The following is a 24915-nucleotide window of genomic DNA, read 5'->3' on the forward strand; positions in this document are numbered from 1 at the left end:
TTTAGCCTGCTGTCGGTCAAGTTTGAAGAGAGGACGCTTCAGACTTGACCAATTCAATTCTATTTGTCATATTCCAAAGATATAGAAAACTTCTTTTGAAAGTCCTCATGCATACCCTCCCCTCCAAGCTTCGCGTCACACTGATCTCCATTGCGATCGCCTCTCTTCCTTTTAAAAGCTTCGCGCTAAACCAGCAGGGCATTAAAGAGATTATCCATCCTTTCCATGAGGGATTAGCTGCTGTCTACCTAGACCATAAATGGGGGTATGTCGATAAAGCAGGGAAAATGATTATCGCCCCTCAATTCGAGGAGGCATCCGATTTTCAAAATGGATTAGCGGCAGTCAAAATAGGTAAGGAAGCTTATTATATCGATCGAGCGGGTAAAAACGCTCTTGCTAAATCCTTTAAAGAAGCAGAAGGGTTTAACGGTAATAGTGCAATTGTGACCCTCTCTTCTGGGAAATTCGCGCTGATCAATACAAGTGGAGAAGTCATTTCCGAGCCACGTGAGGATCTCTCTCAATGGTTCAACAGTACGTCTAAAAACCGCTTTATTGGTTACAAGAAACAACAAATAATGCTTCTCTCGCCAACTGGGGCGGTCACCTCACTTGCTCAATCCAATATTACCAATTTTAGAAATGGGATTGGTGTATTTGGTTATGAAGAGAACAACCGATTTGGGCTAATAGACACCAGCGGTAAAGTGCTTACCCCTGCGATTTTTGATGGCATCCAAGCGTTAAGAAATCATTTATTTATCGTCCAGAAAGACCAACGGTACGGTTTAGTGGACGTCAACGGTAAAGAAATACTGCCACCATCCTTACAATCTATCGGTGAGTATAAATTCAATCTCGCGACAGCTACGTTAGATGGCACCCACTTTGGATTGATTAATACGTCAGGTCAATGGGTAATCAAACCGACAATTGATGCAGAAATTCACATCCTTTCCGACCGTTTATTTAGCTATACGACTCAAAACAAAACTACCTATAAGAATCTGCAAGGCAAAACATTAGCCGAAGTAGATGGCTACTCTACCTTCCAATCTGTGGGGAATGGACTAGGCATTCTTCATCTAGAAAATAGCGAAACCGGTGAAGAACAGACAAAGTTAATTGCAGTTGAGACCGGGCAAGATGTACTAACAGCAGAACAACTTCCTGGAGACCCAAAAGCCTATTTCTTTGATGTGTTATATAACGACTCAAGCGACACATATACTGAAGATGGTTCAAAAGGGATAGCAATTCGCATTTCAAAGCGTGGGGCAGAGGATGTAGAAAGTGTTGGCCTATACATTCCAGCACTAAAAAAATTCTACCCACCTATTTGGAAAGAAATCTCCAGTGGGGAAAGAGATGGTTTCCTTACGGTCAAAATGGATGACAGCAGTTCTGATCAGACCTATTTACTCAATACCACTTCTGGTGAAATAAGCCAAAGAGGGGCCTATTTTATTAGTGCTTATGAGAATAAAAGAAATAGTAAATTTGTTATTGCCTACGCTTATGATCATAAATACGGCGTGATGGATTTGTCTGGCAAATGGATCATCCAACCGCAATTTGAAAAGGTCATGATTGGAGAAGGTGATCAACTATTCTCTGTCCAAACAGCTTATAACCAATGGCAGATTTTGGACGCAACAGGCAAGCCCGCTTGGCCAGAAACATTTGAAGATGTCTCCCGCCCAGATGGGGATACATTATTTGCACGCAAAAACAAGCAGTTACTTCTCTTAAAAGCCGGACAAGCCCCCAAGCTTTTGGACAATAACCTATATCTGCTCAGCACTCAATTTGGTGAACGTGGCAGTGTACCTATTCAAAATCGAAGCACCGGAAAAATTGCTCTATTAGACAGAAGCGGCGAGTGGCTGACTCAACCTATTTTTGATCGCTTAGAAAAAGAAGAGAACAGTACCTTCTATCGAAGCTCAAAAACAGTTAATGGAGAGTATGTCGAAGGCTTGGTCGATAGCAAAGGAAAAGACATTATTCCTGCGAAATTTAATCGCTTAAGTAACTTTCAAGACCGCTTTTATATTGGATGTACAAACAAAGCGTGCCAACTGTTCGATCGCAAAGGGCAGGAAATTAACACAGCCATTCGATTCAACGAAAACGATAGCCCTCGCTTAATTAATGATACACCACCCAAAGATAGCAACATCCCCACTTGGCTAGAAATTCAAACGAATACGGGCACATGGTTTGTTAACTCTAATGGAAAATCTCTACGATTAGAGGATGTGTTTGAAGGTGCCAACTTACTCGAAGACCAAACCCTTGTATTACAAACCAAACAAACCCAAGCCCTTTTTGACGACAAAGGTAAGCAACTTACCCCATGGGGAGATCAAGTGGATGACTTTGGTGAGTTAATCATGTGGCAGGCAAATGGAAAGCACCAAGTTTACGATGGTAATGGACAGCTGAATGAAGCGCTTAGTAAGCAAGGAAAATACATTGATTGGGTAGGTGAAGGGCGGATTCAGGAGAATGGTAGCAATGGAAATTATGTATTAACCAGTTTAACGGGTGAACGCTATCCACTTCCTGCTGGCTACTTTATATACAGTGATGCTTATAAAGCAAAGTTTGTAGATGGATTAGCACCGGTGACCAGTGCGCACGATGATAATGGACTGTCTGGTTATGTAAAACCAAATGGGCAGTTCGCCTTCAAAACGAAATATCGTTATGTAGACAACTATGCGGAAGGACTTGCTTTAGTAGTCGATGCAAAAAGCCAGCAATATGGCTTTATCGACAAATCTGGCAAAACCGCAGTGCCATTTAACTATACCGTGGCCAATGCCTTTTCAGAAGGGATCGCTAGCACGGTAGAGCAACAACGTGATGATATTTCCCTCATTGATACAAAAGGAACCACGCAATTCCGCGTTAGCGCTAGGTGCGGAAATAATGTCTTAACGGATGCGGCAGGAAAAGTCACTTGGCAAGGACGACCATGCGTCACCTTTATTGAAAGCAAAATGCCAAACTAACAGCACTTGCCCCCCAAAATAAAACCGCCTGTGAGGCGGTTTTATTTTAGGGGGCATTCATCTGTAAAGTAATTAACTATCCAGTTTTTGCTTTAAGAGCGCATTCACCTGCGCAGGGTTGGCTTTCCCTTTAGATGCCTTCATACACTGGCCGACTAGTGCATTAAATGCCTTCTCTTTACCTGATTTATATTCGGCAATCATTGCGGCATTATTTACCAACACTTCATCGATCATGGATTCGATCGCGCCCGTATCTGTAATCTGCTTCAAGCCTTTCGCTTCGATGACAGCGTCAGCCTCACCTTCACCCGCCCACATAGCGGCAAGTACATCTTTAGCAATTTTGCTAGAAATCGTATTGTCTTGAATGCGGCGCAGCAAGCCAGCTAATTGCACAGCAGAAACAGGGCAATCACTAATCGATTTTTCTTCGCGGTTTAACTGGGCCATCACTTCGCCCAGCACCCAGTTAGCCACCAACTTACCTTCACCACCTAACGCCTGCACTGTTGCCTCATAAAAAGACGCCAATGCTTTGTTTGAAGATAGTTGGCTAGCATCTGCTACCGGTAAACTATACACATCCATAAACCGCACTTTTAGTGCTTGTGGCAATTCCGGTAATGCCGCTTTTACTCGCTCAATCCATGCTTCGCTAATTTGCAGCGGCAATAAATCAGGATCTGGGAAATAACGGTAATCATGCGCATCTTCTTTACTGCGCATAGAGCGGGTTTCATCACGGTCAGGATCATATAGACGGGTTTCTTGAACCACCTTGCCACCGTCTTCGATCAATTCGATCTGACGACGAACTTCGTAATCAATCGCTTTTTCTAGGAACTTGAACGAGTTAACGTTTTTCACCTCGCAACGTGTACCTAGCTTAGTTTCGCCTTTTGGACGCACAGAAACGTTAGCATCCATACGGAAGCTACCTTCTTGCATGTTACCGTCACAAATATCCAACCAAGTGACTAGCGAATGAAGCGCACGACCATAAGCAGACGCTTCGGCACTAGAACGCATAACTGGCTCTGAAACGATTTCTAGCAATGGCGTACCAGCACGGTTCAAATCAATGCCTGACATACCATGAAAATCTTCATGCAAAGATTTTCCAGCATCTTCTTCCAAGTGTGCGCGAGTCAATTCAACAATCTTTTCTTGATCGCCCACCTGAATAGCTAAGGTACCACCTTCTACCACCGGCAATTCAAACTGGCTAATTTGGTAGCCCTTTGGCAAATCAGGGTAGAAATAGTTTTTACGAGCAAAAATAGAAGTGCGATTCACCTTTGCGCCAATCGACAAACCAAAGCGAATGGCTTTTTCGACTGCTTCGCGGTTCATCACTGGTAACACACCAGGCAATGCCACATCAAAGGCATTTGCTTGACGGTTCGGTTCGGCACCAAATGCTGTCGAACTACCACTGAAAATCTTGGATTTGGTGTTGAGCTGTACGTGAACTTCTAGCCCGATCACAACTTCCCATTGCATTATCGTTTACCTTTTCTCATATTTTGGGAGGCGCTTTGTCTCTTCCCATTTTGTCTTGCTATGCCATCTGCCAAGGCGAGATGACATGAAATTCATTGTTACTTAATCACGAACTCTATAGTGATAGCCATATGCAGGTTGAAAACCCAATTTTTGATATAGCCTACTTGCCACCACATTATGATTAAACACTTGCAGCCAAGCCGTGTGACAACCACGCTGGATACCTTCATACAGTAATGAAGCCACTACACGCTCAGCATGACCCTGACGCCTGTGAGGTACCGCCGTCACAATATCGCACAACCCCAGAAAACCATCGACGATGATCCCCAAACCAGTTGCCAGCGCCAGCCCCGATGAATAGGCCGTTATGGCAATTCGCTCTGGCATTAGCGTTAACTGAGTCATAAAGGGCACAAATTTATCAGCCGGCAGATCAGACAAACGCCGATAATCTTGTTGCCAACGGTCATCCGTCTCACCGATATACAAGCCATCTTGAATTGGCTTGTATATCCCTTCACTGACCAGCGATTTCACCATCACTGTTGATGGGTCTAAGACCTTGTAGCCTCGATCATGAAGATAATTATCCAACGATCTAGGCTGCCAATCTGTTAACTTAATGACACTTTGCTGCTGTCTCTTTGCATACCAAGCTTCTGTTGTCGCAACAATGGTTTCCCACGATTGTTCAGCAGCCACATCGACCCACGCTGAATTTGCTCGTTTGGAGTAGCCGCCGTTTGCCCGACAGCACCAATCGGATTGCAAAAACGCTTCATCCTCCGCTGGCCAAGACAATCTAGCAATTTTCTCTAATTGATGAACAGCGGGGCTAGGCATTTACGTTTATAGGCTTGGTGCGCGCTGATGCCAATCAGTTACTTGTTGATATTGATGAGCAACACCTAACATTTTAGCTTCAGCAAAATAGTTACCAACAATCTGCAAACCGATTGGACGACCGTTGCTAGTAAAGCCAGCAGGCACGCTCATCGCAGGTAAACCGGCTAAGTTTGGCGATAAGGTATAAACATCTTCCAAATACATTTGCAACGGATCATTGGTATGACTACCAAGATCAAAAGCAGCGGTTGGCGCAGCCGGCCCCATAATCACATCACACACTTCAAATACTTTTTGGAAGTCTTCTGCAATCAGGCGACGTACCTTTTGTGCTTTCAGATAATAGGCATCATAGTAACCATGAGATAGCACATACGCACCCGTCAGAATACGACGCTTCACTTCAGCACCAAATCCTTCGGTACGTGACTTCTCGTACATATCCACCAAGTCAGTATATTCTGCGGCGCGATGTCCATAACGTACACCATCAAAACGGCTTAAGTTACTAGAGGCTTCTGCTGGTGCCAAAATATAATAGGTTGGAATCGCCATTCGAGTTTTCGGCAAGCTCACTTCAACCACTGTTGCACCAAGCTTCTTATACTCCTCTACCGCCGCAAGCACTGCGCTAGCCACTTCATTGTCTAACCCGTCAGCAAAGTATTCTTTCGGCAGGCCGATTCTTAAGCCGTTTAATGGGGTATTCAAATCGCTGGCATAGTCCTCTACTTCTCGCTCAAGGCTAGTAGAGTCTAGTTCATCAAACCCTGACATCACGTTCAATAGCAACGCACAATCTTCTGCCGTTTGCGCCATTGGTCCGCCCTGATCAAAGCTAGACGCATAGGCAACCATACCGTAACGAGAAACTACGCCGTAGGTTGGTTTAATACCCGTAATGCCGCAGAAGCTAGCTGGCTGACGAATCGATCCACCAGTATCCGTGCCTGTAGCAACAGGGACTAGACGAGCAGCCACCGCAGCCGCCGAGCCACCAGAAGAACCACCTGGCACCGCGGTTAAATCCCAAGGGTTCTTTACTGCGCCAAATGCACTGTTTTCATTCGATGAACCCATTGCAAACTCGTCACAGTTGAGTTTACCTAGGTTAACCATCCCGGCGGTTTTACATTTCGCCACCACCGTTGCATCGTATGGGGAGACAAAGTTGCTCAAGATTTTTGAGCCACATGTCGAACGCCAGCCTTCCGCGACAAAAATATCTTTATGCGCCAACGGCACGCCAGTCAGCAAACCTGCATTGCCTGCGGCTCTTAACGCATCAGCCGCTTTGGCTTCTGCTAAAGATTTTTCTTCATCAATCGTGATGAATGCATTTAAGGATGGGTTTAGCGACGTGATACGTGCTAAATAAGATTTCGCCAGCTCTTCACTGCTGACACTTTTGTTGGCCAATGCCTCGGCCAACGACTTCAACGTAGCATTTTGCATATCAACTGTTCTGTACTAGCGAGGGTTATTCGATCACTTTTGGCACTAAATACAAACCTTTTTCGGCTTGTGGTGCCACTGACTGCAAGGCTTCACGGCGATTCACTTCAGTCACTTTATCTTCACGCAATCGCAAAGCAATATCCTGAGCATGTGACATTGGCGCCACGCCCTCAGTATCAATCGACTGAAGCTCATCTACTAACGCAAACAGCCCTGAAAAATGGCCTTGCAGATGGGTAATTTCTTCCTCGGAAACACGTAAACGAGCTAACCGAGCAATCTTTTTAATTTCTTCTGGTGTTAATGACATAAAAATGTCCACTTTTCATGCTTAATTTGGGAACCTGAATAGGTTATCATACTCTATTTGCAACGCGCTGCTGAAATTGGCTAACAGATAATAAGTTAGCAAATCACTTTTACGCGATTGCGAAGACCGTATTTTACAGGACAGCCCATGGGGGCTGTCTATGCTTAATAAGAAAATCGAGCGGAATTACAAGGACTTACCATGTTTGGTTCACTATCCAACTATTTTTCAAATGATTTGGCCATTGACCTTGGCACCGCTAACACATTGATTTGGGTTTCCGGCAAAGGCATCGTACTTGACGAGCCATCTGTAGTTGCTATTCAACAAGAAGGCGGCACCGGTGGTAAAAAGACCATTTTGGCCGTTGGTCTAGAAGCAAAAAAAATGCTTGGCCGTACCCCAGGTAGCATCCGTGCAATTCGTCCGATGAAAGATGGCGTGATTGCAGACTTTACCGTGACCGAACAAATGCTGAAGCAGTTCATCAAAAAAGTGAACCCTTCACGCCTTTTCTCTCGTAGCCCACGCATTGTGATTTGTGTGCCATGCGGCTCTACTCAAGTTGAACGTCGTGCGATTAAAGAATCTGCCCTAAACGCTGGCGCATCGAAAGTAGAATTGATCGAAGAACCAATGGCAGCGGCAATTGGTGCAGGTCTTCCAGTAGAAGAGCCTACGGGTTCGATGGTTGTCGATATAGGTGGCGGTACGACCGAAGTGGGTGTGATTTCATTGGGCGGTATTGTTTACTCTAGCAGCGTACGCGTGGGTGGCGACAAGTTTGATGAGGCGATTATCAACTACATTCGTCGTAACTACGGCATGTTGATTGGTGAAACCACCGCAGAAGAAATTAAGAAGCGCATTGGTTCTGCCTTCCCAGGCGCAGAAGTGCGTGAAATGGAAGTAAAAGGCCGCAATCTAGCCGAAGGTATTCCACGTTCATTCACGATCACTTCAAACGAAATTCTAGAAGCTTTGACAGAACCATTAAATCAGATTGTCTCCGCAGTTAAATCAGCATTGGAACAAACCCCTCCAGAACTAGGCGCAGACATCGCTGAAAAAGGCATGGTACTGACTGGTGGTGGCGCACTCCTACGTGAACTAGACCGTCTGTTGATAGAAGAAACTGGTTTGCCAGTGATTGTTGCAGAAGACCCACTGACATGCGTTGCTAGAGGTTCTGGCCGTGCGCTAGAGAAGCTAGACAAGGTCGTTTCTGGCAGCATCTTTACCTATGATTAATTGGTAAGATTCGCAGTTAGCTATGTTAAATAAGGGCGAGCATTAGTCTCGCCCTGTGCGTTTTACCGGATCGATGGCAGATCGTGGAAAAAGAATCCCAACCCGCTTTTTTTGGCAACAAGCAAACCCCACTCAGTAAATTACTGTGGTTCGGGATTGCTTCGCTTGTACTTATTTTTACTGACAGTCGATTTCGATATCTTGAAACGGTGAGAGACAACGTTTCTGTTGCCTTATACCCTCTTCAGCAAGCGGCTATGCTGCCAGGCAACTGGTTTGAGTCATCCAAGGATTTCCTCACTAAGCAGCATGACTTGACTACCGAAAACCAACGTCTTCGCTTAGAAAAACTAGAAGTCACCGCACAACTTCAGGCTGCGAACCGTTTGGCGAAAGAAAATGAGACGCTTCGCTCATTGATGGGACTCACCCTTCAACACACTAGCGAAGGGATTATCAGTGAAATGATTTATGCGGGAAGAGATCCTTTTACCCGTAAAATTATTATCGACAAAGGGACCAACAGCAAAATTGCAGAAGGTTCTCCGGTATTAGACACCAACGGCCTGATTGGCCAAGTAACGCGTGTTCACCAATTAGTGGCAGAAGTTACACTCATTACCGATAAAAACTTTCCTGTACCAGTTGAAGTGGCGAGAACCGGACAGAGAACCGTCGTTTTCGGTACCGGCCACGATAGTTGGCTAGAGGTTCGTTATGCAGGTGCAAATGCAGACATCAAGAAAGGGGACTTGCTACAAACCTCTGGCATTGATGGCACTTACCCTGCTGGTATTACTGTAGCCCGTGTGGAAATGGTTGAACATAGCCCGGGGCTTCCTTTCTCTAAAATATGGTGCCGCCCTCTGGGTGGTGTAGAACATAGCCGGCATTATTTGATTTTAAACACACCAGCTAAGTTACCAGAATATCCGGCCTCTGAAGAAACACCTGCTAGCCAAGATAAAAAGAAGAATAAAGGTAAGTCGTAATGAGTCGCAGCCACCAAACACTTCTTTTGCCTGTTAAGCCATGGTTTGTATGGTTTTCCCTGCTTTGTGGATTATCGATTAACCTACTACCTTGGCGTAATAACGGACTGATGCTCCAGCCTGATTTTGTCGCCGTCCTTTTACTTTACTGGCACCTCTATGAACCAGAGCGAATCTCAATTGGCTGGGGCTTTACCTTTGGCTTACTGATGGATATTGCTGATACGAGTCTTTTTGGTCAGCACGCACTGGCGTATGTGGTCATGCTATATCTGAGCTCATTGCTCGCTAGGCGGATGCGGCTGTTTGGATTTTGGAACCAAGCCATTCACGTACTCCCGCTGCTGTTGTCGAGTAATTTAATCATGTCTGGCGTACGACTACTAGCAGATGGCAGGCTGCCTACGCCTAGTTACTTTAGCGCCCCATTGATTGGTGCTGTGATGTGGCCATTCTTTGTCCACTTACTGCAGTGGCCTCAACGTCGTGCGAGAGAGTCAGAGCTGTGATTGCCATGCTGTTTAGTTCCCAATGGGGTGGTGCTGACGCATGAATCGCCCGACACTCAAAAACAACAATCAAGATGGGGTCCAGTTTCAGATCCGTGTCATCTTGTTAGTGCTATTAATCCTATTAGGGTTTGGCACGTTAACCTATCGATTCTATGTGCTTCAAATTAGTCGCCATGACTTCTATCACACTCAAGCCGAAAGTAACCGGATTGGCATTGCACCAGTCACACCAAATAGGGGCTTAATTGTCGATAGAAACGGTATCGTTCTAGCGCACAACTATACCGCGTACACCCTTGAGCTACGCCCAGATAAAATCGCTGATCTCGAAGAAACGATTACCGAAATTAGCCAAATCCTCCCGATTAGCCCAAAAGAAAAACGCCAGTTTTACAAGTTAAAGTCGGAGAGCAAGAATTTTGAGACACTACCGCTGAAAATTCGCCTAACCGATGAAGAGATCGCCAAAATCGCAGCTCAAAACTATCGCTTTCCCGGGGTGGAAATTAAGGCACGCCTTTTTAGAGAGTATCCATATAAAGAACTCACCTCACATGTAATTGGCTATATTGGTCGCATCAACCAAGCAGAGGAAGACAAGCTAGCCGCCGAAGACAAACTAGCTAATTATCGGGGAACAACCCATATTGGCAAGAATGGCCTAGAGCAATTTTATGAAGATGACTTACATGGCACCACTGGCGTTGAAGAGGTAGAAACCGATTCATCCGGTCGCGCGATTCGTGTTCTACGTAGAACGGCACCTGTCTCAGGTAAGACACTGCATTTATCGTTAGATATTAATTTACAGCAGTATGCTGATGAGTTGTTTGGTGACAGAAGAGGTGCATTAGTAGCCATTGATCCAAGTACTGGCGGCGTACTCGCATTTATTAGCAAACCCGGCTACGACCCGAACTTATTTATCGATGGCATCGACTCACAATCTTGGCAGGAATTAAATAGCAACCCATTCCGTCCCCTAAACAACAGAGCGCTTCGCGGGGTTTATCCACCGGGGTCCACGTTTAAACCATTCATGGCTCTTGCAGCGCTTGAGTATGGCCACCGTCGTCCAAGCGATGCAATTGCCGACCCAGGGTTCTTCTCCTTACCCGGTAGTAGCCACCGATTTAGAGATGACAAAGTGGGTGGTCATGGCTTAGTCGACATGTACAAATCTATTGCGGCTTCTTGTGATACCTATTATTACCGCCTCGCGTTTGATATGGGAATTGATGAGATTGATCGATTTATGCCTATGTTTGGCTTTGGTCGTCAAACGGGGATCGATCTGCCAGGGGAAGCTATCGGCGTCTTACCTTCTCCCGAATGGAAGAAAAAGCGATTTCCAGCACCCCGCTATAGCGCAGCCCAAAGTAAATGGTACTTAGGTGATGTGATTAGTATTGGTATTGGACAGGGTTACAACGCCTATACCCCGTTACAGTTAGCCAATGCAACCGCGATCCTAGCAAACGGTGGCGTCGCCTTTAAACCTCACTTGGTCAATAAAGTAGAAGATGTGAAGTCTCATCAGCTTACACAGATCAACCCGATCCCATATGCTCGATATAACTTTAAACCAGAAAATATTGCAGTGATTAAACATGCAATGCAAGGCGTAATGGGACCTGGCGGTACAGGCTATGCCGTCAGTGGCGGACTGCAATACACCATGGCAGGTAAAACAGGCACTGCGCAGGTTGTCGGTATTAAACAAGGGGCAAAATACAATGCCGCGACCACCAAAGAAATGCATCGAGATCATTCATGGTTTATCGCATTTGCGCCTGTGGAACAGCCAAAAATTGCACTAGCCGTGTTGGTTGAAAATGGCGGATTTGGTGCGACTGCCGCCGCGCCTATCGCAAGAAAAATAACTGATTTTTATTTGTTAGGCAAACGCGCGACCCCAGTAGTTGAGACCGTGGCAAGCAAAGGTGGCAAGAAACCAGCCCCAGAAACCACTGCGAGTGAAGGTGAGGAGTTCGCTCATGATTAAGTCGCTCATTCAGCGGTTAGTGAAACCACTCGACCCTTGGTTAGTCCTGATGCTGCTTGCCTTATTACTAGTAGGGCAAGTGACGCTTTTCTCTGCAGGAGACAAGAGTTTTGCAAGAGTAGAAGCGCAGATGCTGAATTTTTCTGTGGCATTTGCTTGCATGTGGGTAGTCGCCAGCCTTCCGCCACAACGCCTAATGAATTTAGCCCCTCCGTTGTATATCTTAGGCGTCTTACTATTGCTTGGTGTCTTTTTGTTTGGTGATGTCAGTAAAGGGGCACGACGCTGGTTGAATCTTGGTGTAACCAGAATTCAGCCTTCGGAGATGATGAAAATTGCACTACCGATGATGTTAGCGTGGTATATGCAAAAGCATGAGTCCATGCTTCGCGCTCGGGACTTCTTGGTTGCCGCCTTATTACTTGGGTTGCCTGTTGCTTTTGTCTTAAAACAGCCCGATTTAGGTACATCCATTCTAATTGCTGGCTCGGGTTTTTTTGTCTTATACCTTGCTGGATTATCTTGGAAATTAATCTTACCCATGCTGATCGTCGGTATTGTATCGATTTGGTTTGTTACGGATGTCGGTAGGTGCACCCAAGTTTTTCATGATTACCAATGCCAACGTGTACAAACATTAATCGACCCAACCACTGACCCACTCGGAAAAGGTTACCACACCATTCAAGGAACCATTGCGATTGGCTCCGGAGGGCTAACAGGCAAAGGTTGGTTACAAGGCACGCAAACGCACCTAGATTACATCCCGGAAAAAACAACCGACTTTGTTTTTGCCGTTTACTCTGAAGAGTTCGGGCTCGTTGGTAATGTGATTTTATTACTCATCTACTTCAGCATCTTGCTTCGAGGCCTAACCATTACCTTGCATGCCAGCTCTCTATTTGGCAAATTGTTGGCAGGTGCCATTACGATGACCTTTTTTACTTATGCATTTGTCAATATGGGCATGGTTTCAGGCATACTACCTGTCGTTGGTGTGCCATTGCCATTAATGAGTTATGGCGGCACATCGTTAGTGACCTTGTGCATTGGTTTTGGTTTGCTGATGAGTATTCACCGACACCGTGCATTAATTCGATTTGGAAACTAATATGCGAGCAGGCATCAGTACGCGACTCTTACAGATAGTGATTCTTGCGATCTCTCTCTTTTATTTGGCAGGTTGTACATCAACCAAAGAGCCGACGACCAACCCTAGCACAAAGACGGCCGAAAACAAGCCAAAGTCTGGCTATATTCCGGGCAGCAAGTCTAGTCGGGACCCTAAGCTCCCTCCTCCATCGAAAGAGGGTGGCTACTACATGGATGACGGGCCGCCAGACAATATTCCACAAGGCTTAGAAAATACGCCGGATGCCCAGCCGAAAGATGAACCACTCAATCGCTTCGCCAATAAACCTTACAATGTATTGGGCGACACTTGGGTGCCAGATACATCCAATAAGCCTTACGTTGCAGAAGGCTTGGCCTCTTGGTATGGCAAGAAGTTTCACGGAAAAAAAACCAGTAGCGGGGAGCCTTACGACGTTTATGGAATGTCTGCAGCTCATCGCACCTTACCCATTCCAAGCTATGCAAAAATCACTAACTTAGCTAATGGCAAAACGGTAATTGTCAGAGTGAACGATAGAGGCCCCTTTCACAGCGAGCGCGTCATTGACCTCTCCTATGCAGCGGCATTCAAGTTGGGATACTCATCGAAAGGTAGTACAAAGGTAAGAGTAGAGCGTGTATTTCCAAACGATCGCTCAATTTCGCCAACCGCCACCCAATTAGCAAAGCAAGATGACACAGGCAATCTTCCTGCTCAGCAAGTGGACCAGAAAACGTCACAACAACAAGCCGCCGTGCTAACGGGTATTTACCTTCAGCTAGGCTCTTTTAGCCAACGAAATAATGCGGAGGCGATGGTCAGTCGATTGTCTAGCAATTTAAGCGTGCCAACAGGGAAACAGCTTCAAGTGCTGTACCACAAAAATCTACATAAAGTGGTGTTAGGACAATTTACTTCGGAACAAGAGGCAAGAGCAAGTGCTTCAGACCTGAAATCTCAATCAGGGATTAATAGCTTATTACTTCGTCCGTAATTACGACAAAGAGGCCAACCAACTGGCAATGCCTCCGAAACTAGCGCATCCCAGACAAAGCAGCCAATATGTCTGGGATGGCCACCAAGGCCTTGGCAGAATCAAAGACCAACCGCCCAATAATAAAATGGGCAGTATCCGCCAAGGCAAAGGCAGTACCATCATTTCTGTAATCAACCACACCAACACAAAATAGATAAGAACGGGCACAACGAGTGAGACCCATGGCCATGAAGCGATCGGCCGATACTTCTTTAATGATGGCAATCCTTCTAGGGTCATCCAGTAACTAGGATCTGTCTCAATTCCCCTCATACAGGCCGTCACCGAAGCGGGTGGCAACAATTGTTTAAGTCCATCTTCTAATGAGGTGGCATTTTCCCACAACGCCTCAGGGCCTTCCGTGACCAAGCTAAGCTGCCCCTCCACGTGGCGTTGATAATTTCGATGCAATTGGCGTCCGCGATGAAATGTATACATCACCAATACCAGCATCAAGGCAATACTTACCAAGCCCATCCGTGCTCCATCCGTTAAGTGGCTAAAGGCAATAAAAACACCTAGTAACACACCAATCAAACAAGGCATCTCAAGAGAATGAAATGAGGATCGCCAATCGGTTTCTTCATCCTGCACAAATGGGGCTAACTCAGGCACCCTGCTGGAAAAATGACGAAATAAAATGGGATGTCCAAGCCATGGAACAAGGCGCATAAGCATTCGCTCATACTTAGTTGGAACATAAACAGAGGCAGAAACGTTATATTTCTTTGCAATGAATAGCATCACCCATTGCCGTGGCGTGCCATCAAACCAATCTGCCAGCCAAATAGCCCACCAGTAGACTCGAGAAGAATGAGATGACGGGGATGATTTCATAGAGTGAAGACGCATTCGTAAAACTTAGAGAAGATTCACTTAACGCCCAACTTATTGAATTGCGATGAACCGATAAGTAGATGGGCAACCTGCATTTTACATGCCCATCTACTAAAGAGCATAGTTAGTCAGGGTGGGAATCTTCTTCCAATCCCAACTCTTGCACTTTCCGTGTTAAGGTATTTCTACCTAAGCCCAATAAATTAGCGGCTTCGATCCGTCTGCCATGCGTAAATTTTAATGCCTCCAGAATTAAAGTAGCTTCAAATTTTCTCGTCAGCGCATCCATAATACCCGAGTCACCATTTTGAAATGCCTGTTGTGCAACATCGGCGAGTAATTGCGCCCAATCTGCCGAAAGCATTTGTTGGGCGGGCATCTCGACACCACCGGGCAAATGCTTAAATTCAGGCGGTAGATCCGCAATATCCACACGCTGTCCGGGCGCCATCACTGTTAGCCAGTGGCACAAGTTTTCTAACTGTCGCACATTACCGGGTAATGGATGATGCTCTAGCATTTGCAAAGCGGCATCAGTGATCTGCTTTGGCTCGACACCTAAGTCGGATGCGCTTTTCAGCAAGAAATGACGCGTCAGCAATGGAATATCTTGTGAGCGTTCACGAAGTGCAGGTAAGCGCAATCGAATAACGTTTAGACGATGGAATAAATCTTCACGAAACGCTCCATCTTTCACTCGCTGCTCTAAGTCTTGATGTGTGGCGGCAATGACCCTCACATTCGCTTTTACTGGTTGATGCCCACCAACTCGATAAAAATATCCATCTGATAGCACACGCAAAAGTCGGGTCTGCAATTCTGCCGGCATGTCCCCAATTTCATCTAGGAACAACGTACCATTTTCAGCTTGCTCAAAACGCCCTTGCCGTTGTGATTGGGCGCCAGTAAAGGCACCACGTTCATGACCAAATAATTCTGACTCCAGTAAGTCTCTTGGAATCGCAGCAGTGTTAATTGCAATAAAAGGCTTAGAAGAACGTGGACTATGGCGATGCAGCGCCCTTGCTACCAACTCTTTACCCGAACCCGATTCACCCGTAATTAGCACTGTAGCACTCGAGTTAGACAAGCGACCAATCGCACGAAACACGTCCTGCATGGCTGGTGCTTGGCCAAGGATTTCTGCCTGAGTTAAGCTTTCGGCTGGTTCAGCCACCACCGGGTTAGTAGAGAGGGCTCGTTCGATCAGCGATACCGCCTGATCCACATCAAACGGTTTAGGTAGATATTCAAACGCACCATTTTGGAAGGCGGAAACGGCGCTGTCCAAATCAGAAAACGCGGTCATAATGATGACGGGAATATGTGGATAGTGATCCCTTAATTCTCTTAAGAAATCTAGACCACTTTCACCTGGCATCCGAATATCGCTCACCACCACCTGTGGCAACACCCCTTTTAGCGCACTTCTTGCACTGGCAATATCAGGGAAGCTTTCAAATTGAATATGTGCACGTGCAAGTGCTTTTTCAAACACCCATCGAATAGAACGGTCATCATCAATAACCCAAACTTGTGCCATAAAATTTTCCTAACTTATCCAGCAACTATACGGATCTATTCGCGCACTTAATGGCCAACAGAAATTGGTAATAACATAATGAATTCGGTGTACCCAGGGCGGCTAACAAAATCTAGCGAACCACCGTGCTGGTGAACAATACTCTGGGCAAGAGAGAGCCCAAGCCCAGTACCGTCTGCCCGACCTGTTACCAACGGATAAAACACGCTTGGTTGGAGTGATTCAGGGATACCAGGTCCATTATCAATAATCGACACTTGCACAGCTAATGCATGACGCTTGCGATAAAGCGTTACTTGCCTAGCAATTCGCGTACGGAAAACAATTTCACCAGAACCGCCTAATGCTTGAACGGCATTACGGACGATATTCAATACCACTTGAATTAACTGGCCCCTATCGCCATGTAAATCCGGCAAACTCGCGTCGTAATCACACAGGAAACTGACATTTCGTTGTGTCTCTGCCGAGACCAGTTGTCTTACGCGCTCTAATACCTCATGAATGTTGAGCACCACCATTTGTGGGCGAGGATTGGGTGTGAGCAAGCGATCAAGGAGCGCCTGAAGCCGGTCTGCTTCAGCACGAATCACCTGTGTATATTCTTGCAAGGAAGGATCGGTTAACTCATGCTCTAGGAGTTGCGCAGCCCCACGAATGCCACCTAGTGGGTTTTTGATTTCATGCGCTAGATTACGCATTTGCTCGCGGTTTGCATCTTTTTGACGAGCGATTTGTTCCTCTTGTATCGCGCGCCATTGGGGATCAATCGGGGTTAGCTCTAAGAGGACATCTGCACGATGCACCAAGCGCGCATCTAGCGGAATCGTCTGTATATTTAAGTGTACTTCTTTCGCCGCATGCAGAAGCGTCAGTTTCATGTCGTATTCACGACAGGCAGCTTGTTGACGTCTGGTTTGTCTAGCTGCTTGTAACAACTCCTCCACGCCCTCACCAAAAAAGTGCGCGAGTGGTCGCTCAAAGATATAGCGAGCACCAACCTCTAACATTTGCTCAACCGCTGGATTGGTATACACCACTTTATCATCTGGGCTTAGCGCCAAAATAGGATGCTCTAACCATTCCAGCCCTGCAAATGCGGCTACATCAGGAATATGTTCATTCAGGGTAGAAGACACGATTTCTCTCTTATGCTCGGTTCAGTTACACACCGAGGGGTATGTGTGTGATACAGAAACTAGCTACTCCCATACTCTTAGCAAAAAGTAAGCCAGCGTAAAGTGCCGAAATTCAGCCTGTTCACGAAGATTCAGCACCATTACGGATATCAAACAGCATAGCACTGCACCACTTTGGTGCAATAAAAAATGCCGGTAAAAACCGGCATTTTTTTGGGGCATTGATCAGCGAAGCTTAGAATTCTTTCACGCCCGCCAATTCCTTACGTAACGCTTCAATGTTTTTGGAATGCAACGTCACCGAGTTTTGTAGTTTGGCTAATTTATCTGCAGGCTGCTTTTGTGCCGTCGCATCAGAAAGCGCCTTCCTAGACTCTTCAAACAATTTTACTTCATCGTTTAATTCATCTTGTAGCACTTGTGCACGGGTATTGTCTCTACGCTTTTGAGTCTCCGTATCGACACGGGGAAAACTAGTCGGCGTAGCGGTTGCAGTAGAACTAGCCTCTCTCTTAGGCTTTGCAGCCCCTCCACTAGAAAAGCCATTTGGCGCTACCGCATCATCAAAGTTTAGGCGCTGAGCACCTTTCACCGGAGAATTGGTGTAAGTCACATTACCATTGGCATCGACCACTTTGTAGATTGTATCAGCCATGACTGCCGGGCTAAGCAGCAGGCCGACGAGTAGTAGTTTTTTCATGTCTGCACCATCACATTCAATTTCTGGGACTTTCCAGTTTATGCCAATAGCAAACCGATCGCAAGCGTATCGAACAACCTTTACAAATAAAAAACCCCCTGAAAATTCAGGGGGTTTTTAGACCAACATGTCTTACAAACCAGATTATAGGCTGTAGTACATTTGGAATTCTACTGGGTGAGTAGTCATACGAGTTTTGTTAACTTCATCCATCTTCAATTCGATGTATGCGTCAATAAAGTCGTTGCTGAATACGCCACCACGAGTCAAGAACTCACGGTCTGCATCCAATGCAGCCAATGCTTCTTCTAGGCTTGCACAAACTGTTGGGATTAGTTTGTCTTCTTCTGGAGGCAAGTCGTACAAGTTCTTGTCTGCTGGATCGCCAGGATGAATCTTGTTCTGGATACCATCTAGACCCGCCATCATCAATGCAGCAAAACACATGTATGGGTTTGCCAATGGATCTGGGAAGCGAGTTTCGATACGACGTGCTTTATCAGATGCCACGTGTGGAATACGGATAGAAGCAGAACGGTTTTTAGCAGAGTAAGCCAATTTTACAGGTGCTTCGTAGTGTGGAACTAGACGCTTGTAAGAGTTGGTACCAGGGTTAGTAATCGCGTTCAATGCTTTAGCGTGCTTGATGATACCGCCAATGTAGAACAATGCGGTTTCTGACAAGCCTGCATAGCCGTTACCAGCGAACAAGTTTTTGCCGTCTTTCCAGATAGACTGGTGAACGTGCATACCTGAACCGTTGTCACCAACGATTGGTTTTGGCATAAATGTAGCGGTTTTGCCGTACTGGTGAGCTACGTTGTGAACAACGTACTTCAATGTTTGAGTCCAGTCTGCGCGCTCTACCAAGGTAGAGAATTTAGTACCGATTTCACATTGACCAGCGGTAGCCACTTCGTGGTGGAACACTTCAACTGGAATGCCTAGTTCTTCTAGGATCAATACCATTTGCGCACGGATGTCGTGCAAGCTGTCGACTGGAGGAACTGGGAAGTAACCGCCTTTAACAGCTGGACGGTGACCAGAGTTACCACCTTCGTATTTCTTAGAAGAAGACCATGCGCCTTCTTCAGATTCGATTTCTACGAAGCAGCCAGACATAGAGATGTCGTAACGTACGCCATCAAAAATGAAGAATTCTGGTTCTGGACCGAAGAATGCGGTATCACCAATACCTGATGCTTTTAAGTAAGCTTCAGCGCGTTTAGCGATAGAACGTGGATCGCGATCGTAACCTTTGCCATCAGCTGGTTCGATAACGTCACATGTCATGAATACGGTTGGTTCGTCAAAGAATGGATCTAGACGTGCAGAGTTTGCATCTGGCGCCAAAAGCATGTCAGAAGCTTGAATGCCTTTCCAGCCAGCGATAGAAGAACCATCGAATGCGTGGCCGTGGTCGAACCAGTCTTCGTCAACAACGTGAGCTGGAACAGTTACGTGCTGCTCTTTGCCGCGTGTATCGGTAAAGCGCAGGTCAACAAATTTAACACCATTTTCTTGGATGAGTTTTAGTACGTCGGCTACAGCCATTACGTTCTCCTAAAAATTGATAAACTCGTGATGATATCAGCACAGCAAAAAGAAATTAGCACACTTATTTGCTCGTGCCATATGCAAGCACAAAACATGCCAGCACCAAAATGTCGAAAACTTACCAAAACAGGGCGCGTTAACGCGAAGCTGCAAACCGTCCCGCACAGCATTGGTGCCCCTTAAAAATCAACGCACCAAAACAGTGCGCCTCGCATCCTGTCGGTCAATTAGTGTACGCTGAATGCAAAGCCTGTGCGAGAATATCTATTGTAAATATTGTCCAGTATTGGCAACTATCGAATCGGCCTACTACCGTCTGATGAAGAGGAAGTGAAGATGAGTGAAAGCAATCAAATATTACTATTGGCAAAAAAAAGAGCTGAACAGCTAAACCTACCCTATGCGGGGGCGGTAGAACCCAAAGAAGCACACCAATTACTGCATGCCCTTCCAAACATCAAAATTGTGGATGTACGTACTTCTGCAGAATGGAACTTTGTCGGCAGAGTACCTAGCGCCGTAGAGATTGAATGGAAGACCTTTCCAGGAATGGTGCCTAACCCGCATTTTCTAGAACAATTGAAACGCCAAGTTGATGCTGAAAATATCGTATTATTTTTATGCCGCACCGGCGCGCGCTCTCACGATGCAGCTGCACTTGCTCAGCAGCACGGTTATAGCGCCGCATACAATATTTTAGAAGGCTTTGAAGGCGATAAAGATAGCGAAGGCCATCGTGGCAAAGTCAATGGCTGGAAAGCGCATCAGTTGCCATGGATTCAGGGATAAGCAAAATGACAGACCGCTATGCCGTTGTTGGCAACCCGATTGCACATAGCAAATCGCCGATTATCCATGCAATTTTTGCTAAAGCGACGAATCAAGATCTAACTTACGACCGACTATTAGCACCATTAGATGGTTTTCTAAAAGAGATAGATTTATTCAAGTCTACGGGTGGCTGTGGACTAAATATCACTGTCCCTTTTAAGCTGGAAGCATTTGAATATGCTGCCACACAAGGCCGGTTAACCGAGCGGGCTCAATTAGCTGGCGCGGTGAACACTCTTCACTTCTCCGACACCGGCGTGATTGGGGACAACACCGATGGTGCGGGCTTAGTGCGTGACATCACTATTAATCAAGCAACTTCGCTAACAGGTAAACGCGTACTACTGATAGGCGCAGGTGGAGCATCTCGCGGAGCATTAGGCCCTATTCTAGATGAGCAGCCTGGTAAGCTTGTGATTGTAAACCGTACAAAAGCGAAGGCCGAAGAGTTAGCCGAACTCTGCAAGAGCGAGATAGTAAGTGGCATTGGCTTTGATGAACTCACCGAGCATTATGATATTATCATCAACGCATCTTCTAGCAGCTTATCTGCAGAAAAGCTTCCCTTACCAACAACCGTCTTTGAAGCGTGCGAATTAGCTTACGACATGATGTACGCCGCTGAGCCCACCATTTTTATGCAACAAGCAGCAACGGCTGGCGCAAAAAAAACGATTGATGGTATTGGGATGCTGATTGAACAAGCAGCCGAAGCCTTTTATGTTTGGCGACATGTTCGTCCACCAACCACCTCTGTTTTTGAGACATTAAGACCATCTACATGAATAGCAAACGACTTGGCGCTTGGCTAATATTCATCACTTCCCTGCTGAGTTGCCAATCGCTCCAAGCGTTTGACTTAGATATAATCCTCACCGGCGCACAGGCAGAAAAACTGCCTATTGCCGAACAGGAAAAAGTCATTGCCGTTCTTGCTGAGAAAAATGGCTCATTTGCACTAACCCGCTTTGGGCATCACCTCTATTTTTTCAGCCGATTTAATGGATCTGAACGCGTCTGGCAATCTGCACCATTAAGTGGCATCAATGAAAATTGCCCGACCATTTATCGCGCTTCCAGCACCAGCCACCTATTAGTCGTACAAAGCAATCTTTGCCCAGCATCGACAACAGATACCCCAATCAACAATTGGTATTTTGATGAACTTGGGCATCAAGCACAAATTGCCCCTGAACAGAAAGACACCGCGGGTATTTTTCTTGAGCAAAATTATCTACCCTTATTGCAAGATCTCATTCATGAAAAATATTTGCCTGCGTCTTATCGACTCATCGCACTAGATAACCAAGTGGAAACTCGCACTTACGAGTGGAAACAGTCGGTAATGAATCTGACGCAAAAACAATTCACGAGCGATATCCCACTTCTTCGACAAGGGATTAATTGGAGAGCAACGAATATTCCTGCATCACTATTAGAGAAGGCGGGCAGCGCACTAATGGCATCGGATGACTGCAATCAGTTAGAAGATAGTGCGGCGATAATTTCAACCGTCTTGTCACAAAATCCGCAAACGGCGGAGCATTATTTTCAATTAGCCAACACCTTAAGCAAAGCCAAAGAGAAGCAATGTCGCCCAACAGGCAGTCGCGCCTACAAAGATCGACTTGCCCAGTACAGCCAAGCCCAAATTGATGAGTTATATAGACAGTATTGCCAAAAGAAAACATTTGCGAAGTTAAGCAAAGCCGAACGCACGCAATTGGCAAAACGACTTCGCATTAAAGAGCTAGCAGCAAGTAGTTGCCGCCCTCTTTTTGATCTATTTCGGGCTATCGAGCAACAAGACATCACACAACTAAAAGCAGCAATTGCAGACCCTGAGAATGATTTAAATGCGATTGGACCACATGGTTATAGCGCACTACATGATGCGCTAAATTCAAACTGGAAAGTGGGTGCGCTTGTGTTAATCGAAGCAGGGGCGGATGTAAACCGTGTAAGTGAAAACAACAATAGTGGCAACTTACTCAAAGCCGTTTATTTAAAAGATACAGACCTCATCAAAGCCTTGATTGGGCATGGCGCAAATACAGTTATTTATGGTGAAGCAACCAAACCATTGAGTAGTCTAGTAGGGATGCAAATACAGAACGCAACAGATGAAGCCTTTCAAACGGAGATGTTTGATCTATTTTTAGCCAACCATGCCAATCTTCATGAACGGCAAAGTGGTGGACAAACGCTATTACAATCTGCAGTGAATGGTGGTGCAGCACTTAGTATGCTTGATCGTCTGAAAAGTAGCGGAACTTACCTAAACGAGACGGAGCAATTTGGCAGAAATGCAGCGTTTTTCCTTCCTCCATTTGCATCCAGAAAAGACCGTGCCATCAATGCACTCAACTGGCTAATTCAGAATGGCATCAACCTACATCAACAAGATACAAATGGAAATACGCCGCTTAATTACCTTTTTCAATATAGCCATGCAGACACAGAAACGATCGAAGCATTAGCATCCATCATGATTGAGCACGGCGCTCCGCCATTGCTTTCAAACAATGAAGGCAAAATACCGCTTTACTATGCTGCTTTAAGACCATCACCATTATTGGTTAGCCAAATGCTGAAGCACATCAAAACACCGGACTTAGCGACAATTCTGTTACCGATTCAGCAAAAAATAAAAGAACGAATTGCCAATCTGCAGAGCCAGCGCACCCCACCATCTTGCGGCTGCGTTGAAGATCTACAAACGGTGGATCATTTGCTCAATCAGCAGATCAAAACCAGCAATTGAAGCATCCCATTGCGTATCAAAAACAATCCATGAATAATGGCGCGTTTACTTTTTTTGCCGCATAAGACAATGAATACCACTGCATCTACTGGAGCAAAGCCAATGACCTCATCTAAAGGCATTTGGTATTGGACAAAACGCATTGTTTTTTGGCTATTCATTCTCTTTATTGTCTTCAATGTCTATGTGTTTGTGCGCATCTGGTGGATGATTGATCACAACCCTGACACTACTTCATTTATGAATGATCAGCTGGCCGAAATTCGCCAAACGAATCCGGACGCACAAATTCAACATCAGTGGGTAGACTACGATCACATATCCAGAAACTTGAAGGCTGCATTAATCGCGTCTGAAGATGCCAAATTTGTCGACCATAATGGTTTTGACAAAGAAGGGATCAAACTCGCCTTTCAAAAGAACTTAAAGCAAGGAAGAATTGCGGCGGGCGGATCGACAATTAGTCAGCAGTTAGCCAAAAATCTATTCTTGTCGGCGAGCAAAAACCCACTACGCAAAGGGGAAGAAGCGCTGATTACCATCATGCTTGAACAGATGATGACCAAAGAACGCATTTTTGAAATTTACCTCAATAGTATTGAATGGGGCGTTGGCGTATTTGGGGCGGAAGCAGCTGCACGCCATTACTTCAACACATCGGCTAGTCGGCTTTCTGCCAGACAGGCGGCAAAACTGGCTGCCATGGTGCCAAATCCTCGTTATTTCGATAAAAACCGTCAGGATGCGAAACTCAGAAGAAAAACAAGCATCATTCTTCGAAGAATGGGTGCATCGGATATTCCAGATTAATCAAGCACCGATCCATCAAGACAAAGTGAAACGCCTCGACATGATCGAGGCGTTTATATTTTCGGAGGGCGTTTTGATGAGCCGTCATCACCTTGTCTATCTTTATTGGGCGGATCCTTTTTATCCCAACGTCGCCGCTTTTTTTCCAATATCTTTTCGACAACTTCACGCTCTTCTTGCGTTAGCGTACCTTTTTGCCATTTATCAAATAGCTCGGCTTGCTTTTGCCATCTTTGCCGAATCTTATCCGCTTCTTCTGCCGATATATCACCATTAGCAACCGCTTGTTGTAAGCGCGTTTCTCGCCATTGCTGTTCTTGCTTTAACCGATCTGCATCCATTTCCGATGGAGGTACCCGTTTATCCATGACAGACGAAGGGTTTCCCATCACTTGAAGTGAGGCAAAAGCCAGCCAAATACTGACCATCCCAACCATCATCCGTTTCATGTTCCTCCCCTATCTCTACCGGGCTTATCGTCGTTACATTTCTAAAAGCCAATCCTTGTATTATCTCTTAATTTCTATAATGATTGACCGATAGCCTATATATTGAATGTTGGGTGTAACTCGTTTATGAGGGAAAGCGCATAGAATGTAAATAACCGTTACAAGCTATCTTTGTGTAGTGTTTTGATACATTTGCATTTCCATCCCCCTTAACGGCGCCGCCTTG

General features: G+C 45.7%; 21 protein-coding genes. 11 read left to right on the plus strand and 10 right to left on the minus strand.

What is annotated here, in order from left to right; translation table 11 throughout:
* Positions 1-107: 107 nt before the first annotated feature.
* On the plus strand, positions 108-3023 hold the full coding sequence (locus LIN78_RS11125; protein ID WP_227180888.1) for a WG repeat-containing protein: 2916 nt from the start codon (positions 108-110) through the stop codon (positions 3021-3023).
* Positions 3024-3095: 72 nt separating this feature from the next.
* Here the strand turns inward: LIN78_RS11125 and gatB are convergent, their stop codons facing one another.
* From gatB to gatC, 4 genes are all read right to left on the minus strand, one after another.
* Positions 3096-4529 carry an Asp-tRNA(Asn)/Glu-tRNA(Gln) amidotransferase subunit GatB gene (gene gatB, locus LIN78_RS11130; protein WP_227180889.1) on the minus strand — a complete coding sequence of 478 codons (1434 nt, stop codon included), beginning with the start codon at positions 4527-4529 and terminating at the stop codon, positions 3096-3098.
* Between the two features lie 102 nt (positions 4530-4631).
* Positions 4632-5378 carry a GNAT family N-acetyltransferase gene (locus LIN78_RS11135; protein WP_227180891.1) on the minus strand — a complete coding sequence of 249 codons (747 nt, stop codon included), beginning with the start codon at positions 5376-5378 and terminating at the stop codon, positions 4632-4634.
* Positions 5379-5384: 6 nt separating this feature from the next.
* A complete protein-coding gene (gene gatA, locus LIN78_RS11140) occupies positions 5385-6836 on the minus strand; it encodes an Asp-tRNA(Asn)/Glu-tRNA(Gln) amidotransferase subunit GatA (protein ID WP_227180892.1) in 1452 nt (483 codons plus the stop codon).
* Positions 6837-6861: 25 nt separating this feature from the next.
* Positions 6862-7149, minus strand: a complete 288-nt coding sequence (gatC, locus tag LIN78_RS11145; RefSeq protein WP_227180893.1) for an Asp-tRNA(Asn)/Glu-tRNA(Gln) amidotransferase subunit GatC — start codon at positions 7147-7149, stop codon at positions 6862-6864.
* 201 nt (positions 7150-7350) lie between these two features.
* Between gatC and LIN78_RS11150 the strand changes: the two genes are divergently transcribed.
* From LIN78_RS11150 to LIN78_RS11175, 6 genes are all read left to right on the plus strand, one after another.
* Positions 7351-8400, plus strand: coding sequence for a rod shape-determining protein (locus LIN78_RS11150; RefSeq protein ID WP_227180895.1), 1050 nt, complete (start codon positions 7351-7353; stop codon positions 8398-8400).
* Positions 8401-8483: 83 nt separating this feature from the next.
* Positions 8484-9392, plus strand: coding sequence for a rod shape-determining protein MreC (gene mreC, locus LIN78_RS11155; protein WP_227180896.1), 909 nt, complete (start codon positions 8484-8486; stop codon positions 9390-9392).
* Positions 9392-9901 (plus strand): rod shape-determining protein MreD, encoded by a 510-nt coding sequence (mreD, locus tag LIN78_RS11160; RefSeq protein ID WP_227180897.1) that lies wholly within the window; start codon positions 9392-9394, stop codon positions 9899-9901. The genes mreC and mreD overlap by 1 nt, the downstream gene beginning before the upstream one ends.
* A 40-nt stretch (positions 9902-9941) precedes the next feature.
* Positions 9942-11909, plus strand: coding sequence for a penicillin-binding protein 2 (gene mrdA / locus LIN78_RS11165; RefSeq protein WP_227180899.1), 1968 nt, complete (start codon positions 9942-9944; stop codon positions 11907-11909).
* The gene (gene rodA / locus LIN78_RS11170; RefSeq protein ID WP_227180900.1) at positions 11902-13020 is read left to right on the plus strand and encodes a rod shape-determining protein RodA; all 1119 of its coding nucleotides are present in this window, start codon (positions 11902-11904) and stop codon (positions 13018-13020) included. The genes mrdA and rodA overlap by 8 nt, the downstream gene beginning before the upstream one ends.
* A 1-nt stretch (position 13021) precedes the next feature.
* Complete coding sequence (locus LIN78_RS11175; RefSeq protein ID WP_284700254.1) at positions 13022-14017, plus strand: septal ring lytic transglycosylase RlpA family protein; 996 nt, start codon at positions 13022-13024, stop codon at positions 14015-14017.
* Here LIN78_RS11175 and LIN78_RS11180 read toward each other — a convergent pair whose 3' ends face one another.
* The 5 genes from LIN78_RS11180 to glnA all read right to left on the minus strand — a co-directional run bounded on the left by LIN78_RS11180 (position 14018) and on the right by glnA (position 19832).
* Positions 14018-14896: a hypothetical protein gene (locus tag LIN78_RS11180; protein ID WP_227180902.1), complete on the minus strand. Its 879-nt coding sequence runs from the start codon at positions 14894-14896 to the stop codon at positions 14018-14020.
* A gap of 124 nt (positions 14897-15020) precedes the next feature.
* Entirely contained in the window at positions 15021-16439 is a 1419-nt protein-coding gene (ntrC, locus tag LIN78_RS11185; RefSeq protein ID WP_227180904.1) for a nitrogen regulation protein NR(I), read from the minus strand.
* Positions 16440-16486: 47 nt separating this feature from the next.
* Positions 16487-17578 (minus strand): nitrogen regulation protein NR(II), encoded by a 1092-nt coding sequence (glnL, locus tag LIN78_RS11190; protein ID WP_227180906.1) that lies wholly within the window; start codon positions 17576-17578, stop codon positions 16487-16489.
* 235 nt (positions 17579-17813) lie between these two features.
* Positions 17814-18278, minus strand: a complete 465-nt coding sequence (locus tag LIN78_RS11195) for a DUF4124 domain-containing protein (RefSeq protein ID WP_227180909.1) — start codon at positions 18276-18278, stop codon at positions 17814-17816.
* A 144-nt stretch (positions 18279-18422) separates the two neighbouring features.
* Complete coding sequence (gene glnA, locus LIN78_RS11200) at positions 18423-19832, minus strand: type I glutamate--ammonia ligase (protein WP_227180910.1); 1410 nt, start codon at positions 19830-19832, stop codon at positions 18423-18425.
* Between the two features lie 339 nt (positions 19833-20171).
* Here glnA and LIN78_RS11205 point away from each other — a divergent pair, with 339 nt between their 5' ends.
* From LIN78_RS11205 to mtgA, 4 genes are all read left to right on the plus strand, one after another.
* Entirely contained in the window at positions 20172-20624 is a 453-nt protein-coding gene (locus LIN78_RS11205) for a rhodanese-like domain-containing protein (protein ID WP_227180912.1), read from the plus strand.
* Positions 20625-20629: 5 nt separating this feature from the next.
* The gene (gene aroE, locus LIN78_RS11210; RefSeq protein WP_227180913.1) at positions 20630-21451 is read left to right on the plus strand and encodes a shikimate dehydrogenase; all 822 of its coding nucleotides are present in this window, start codon (positions 20630-20632) and stop codon (positions 21449-21451) included.
* Entirely contained in the window at positions 21448-23430 is a 1983-nt protein-coding gene (locus LIN78_RS11215; RefSeq protein WP_227180915.1) for an ankyrin repeat domain-containing protein, read from the plus strand. The genes aroE and LIN78_RS11215 overlap by 4 nt, the downstream gene beginning before the upstream one ends.
* Before the next feature lie 102 nt (positions 23431-23532).
* Positions 23533-24240, plus strand: a complete 708-nt coding sequence (mtgA, locus tag LIN78_RS11220; protein ID WP_373307754.1) for a monofunctional biosynthetic peptidoglycan transglycosylase — start codon at positions 23533-23535, stop codon at positions 24238-24240.
* 53 nt (positions 24241-24293) lie between these two features.
* Here the strand turns inward: mtgA and LIN78_RS11225 are convergent, their stop codons facing one another.
* A complete protein-coding gene (locus LIN78_RS11225) occupies positions 24294-24689 on the minus strand; it encodes a hypothetical protein (protein WP_227180918.1) in 396 nt (131 codons plus the stop codon).
* Positions 24690-24915: the final 226 nt, after the last annotated feature.

Origin of the sequence: Leeia speluncae (genome assembly GCF_020564625.1) — a bacterium.
Lineage (GTDB): Bacteria > Pseudomonadota > Gammaproteobacteria > Burkholderiales > Leeiaceae > Leeia > Leeia speluncae.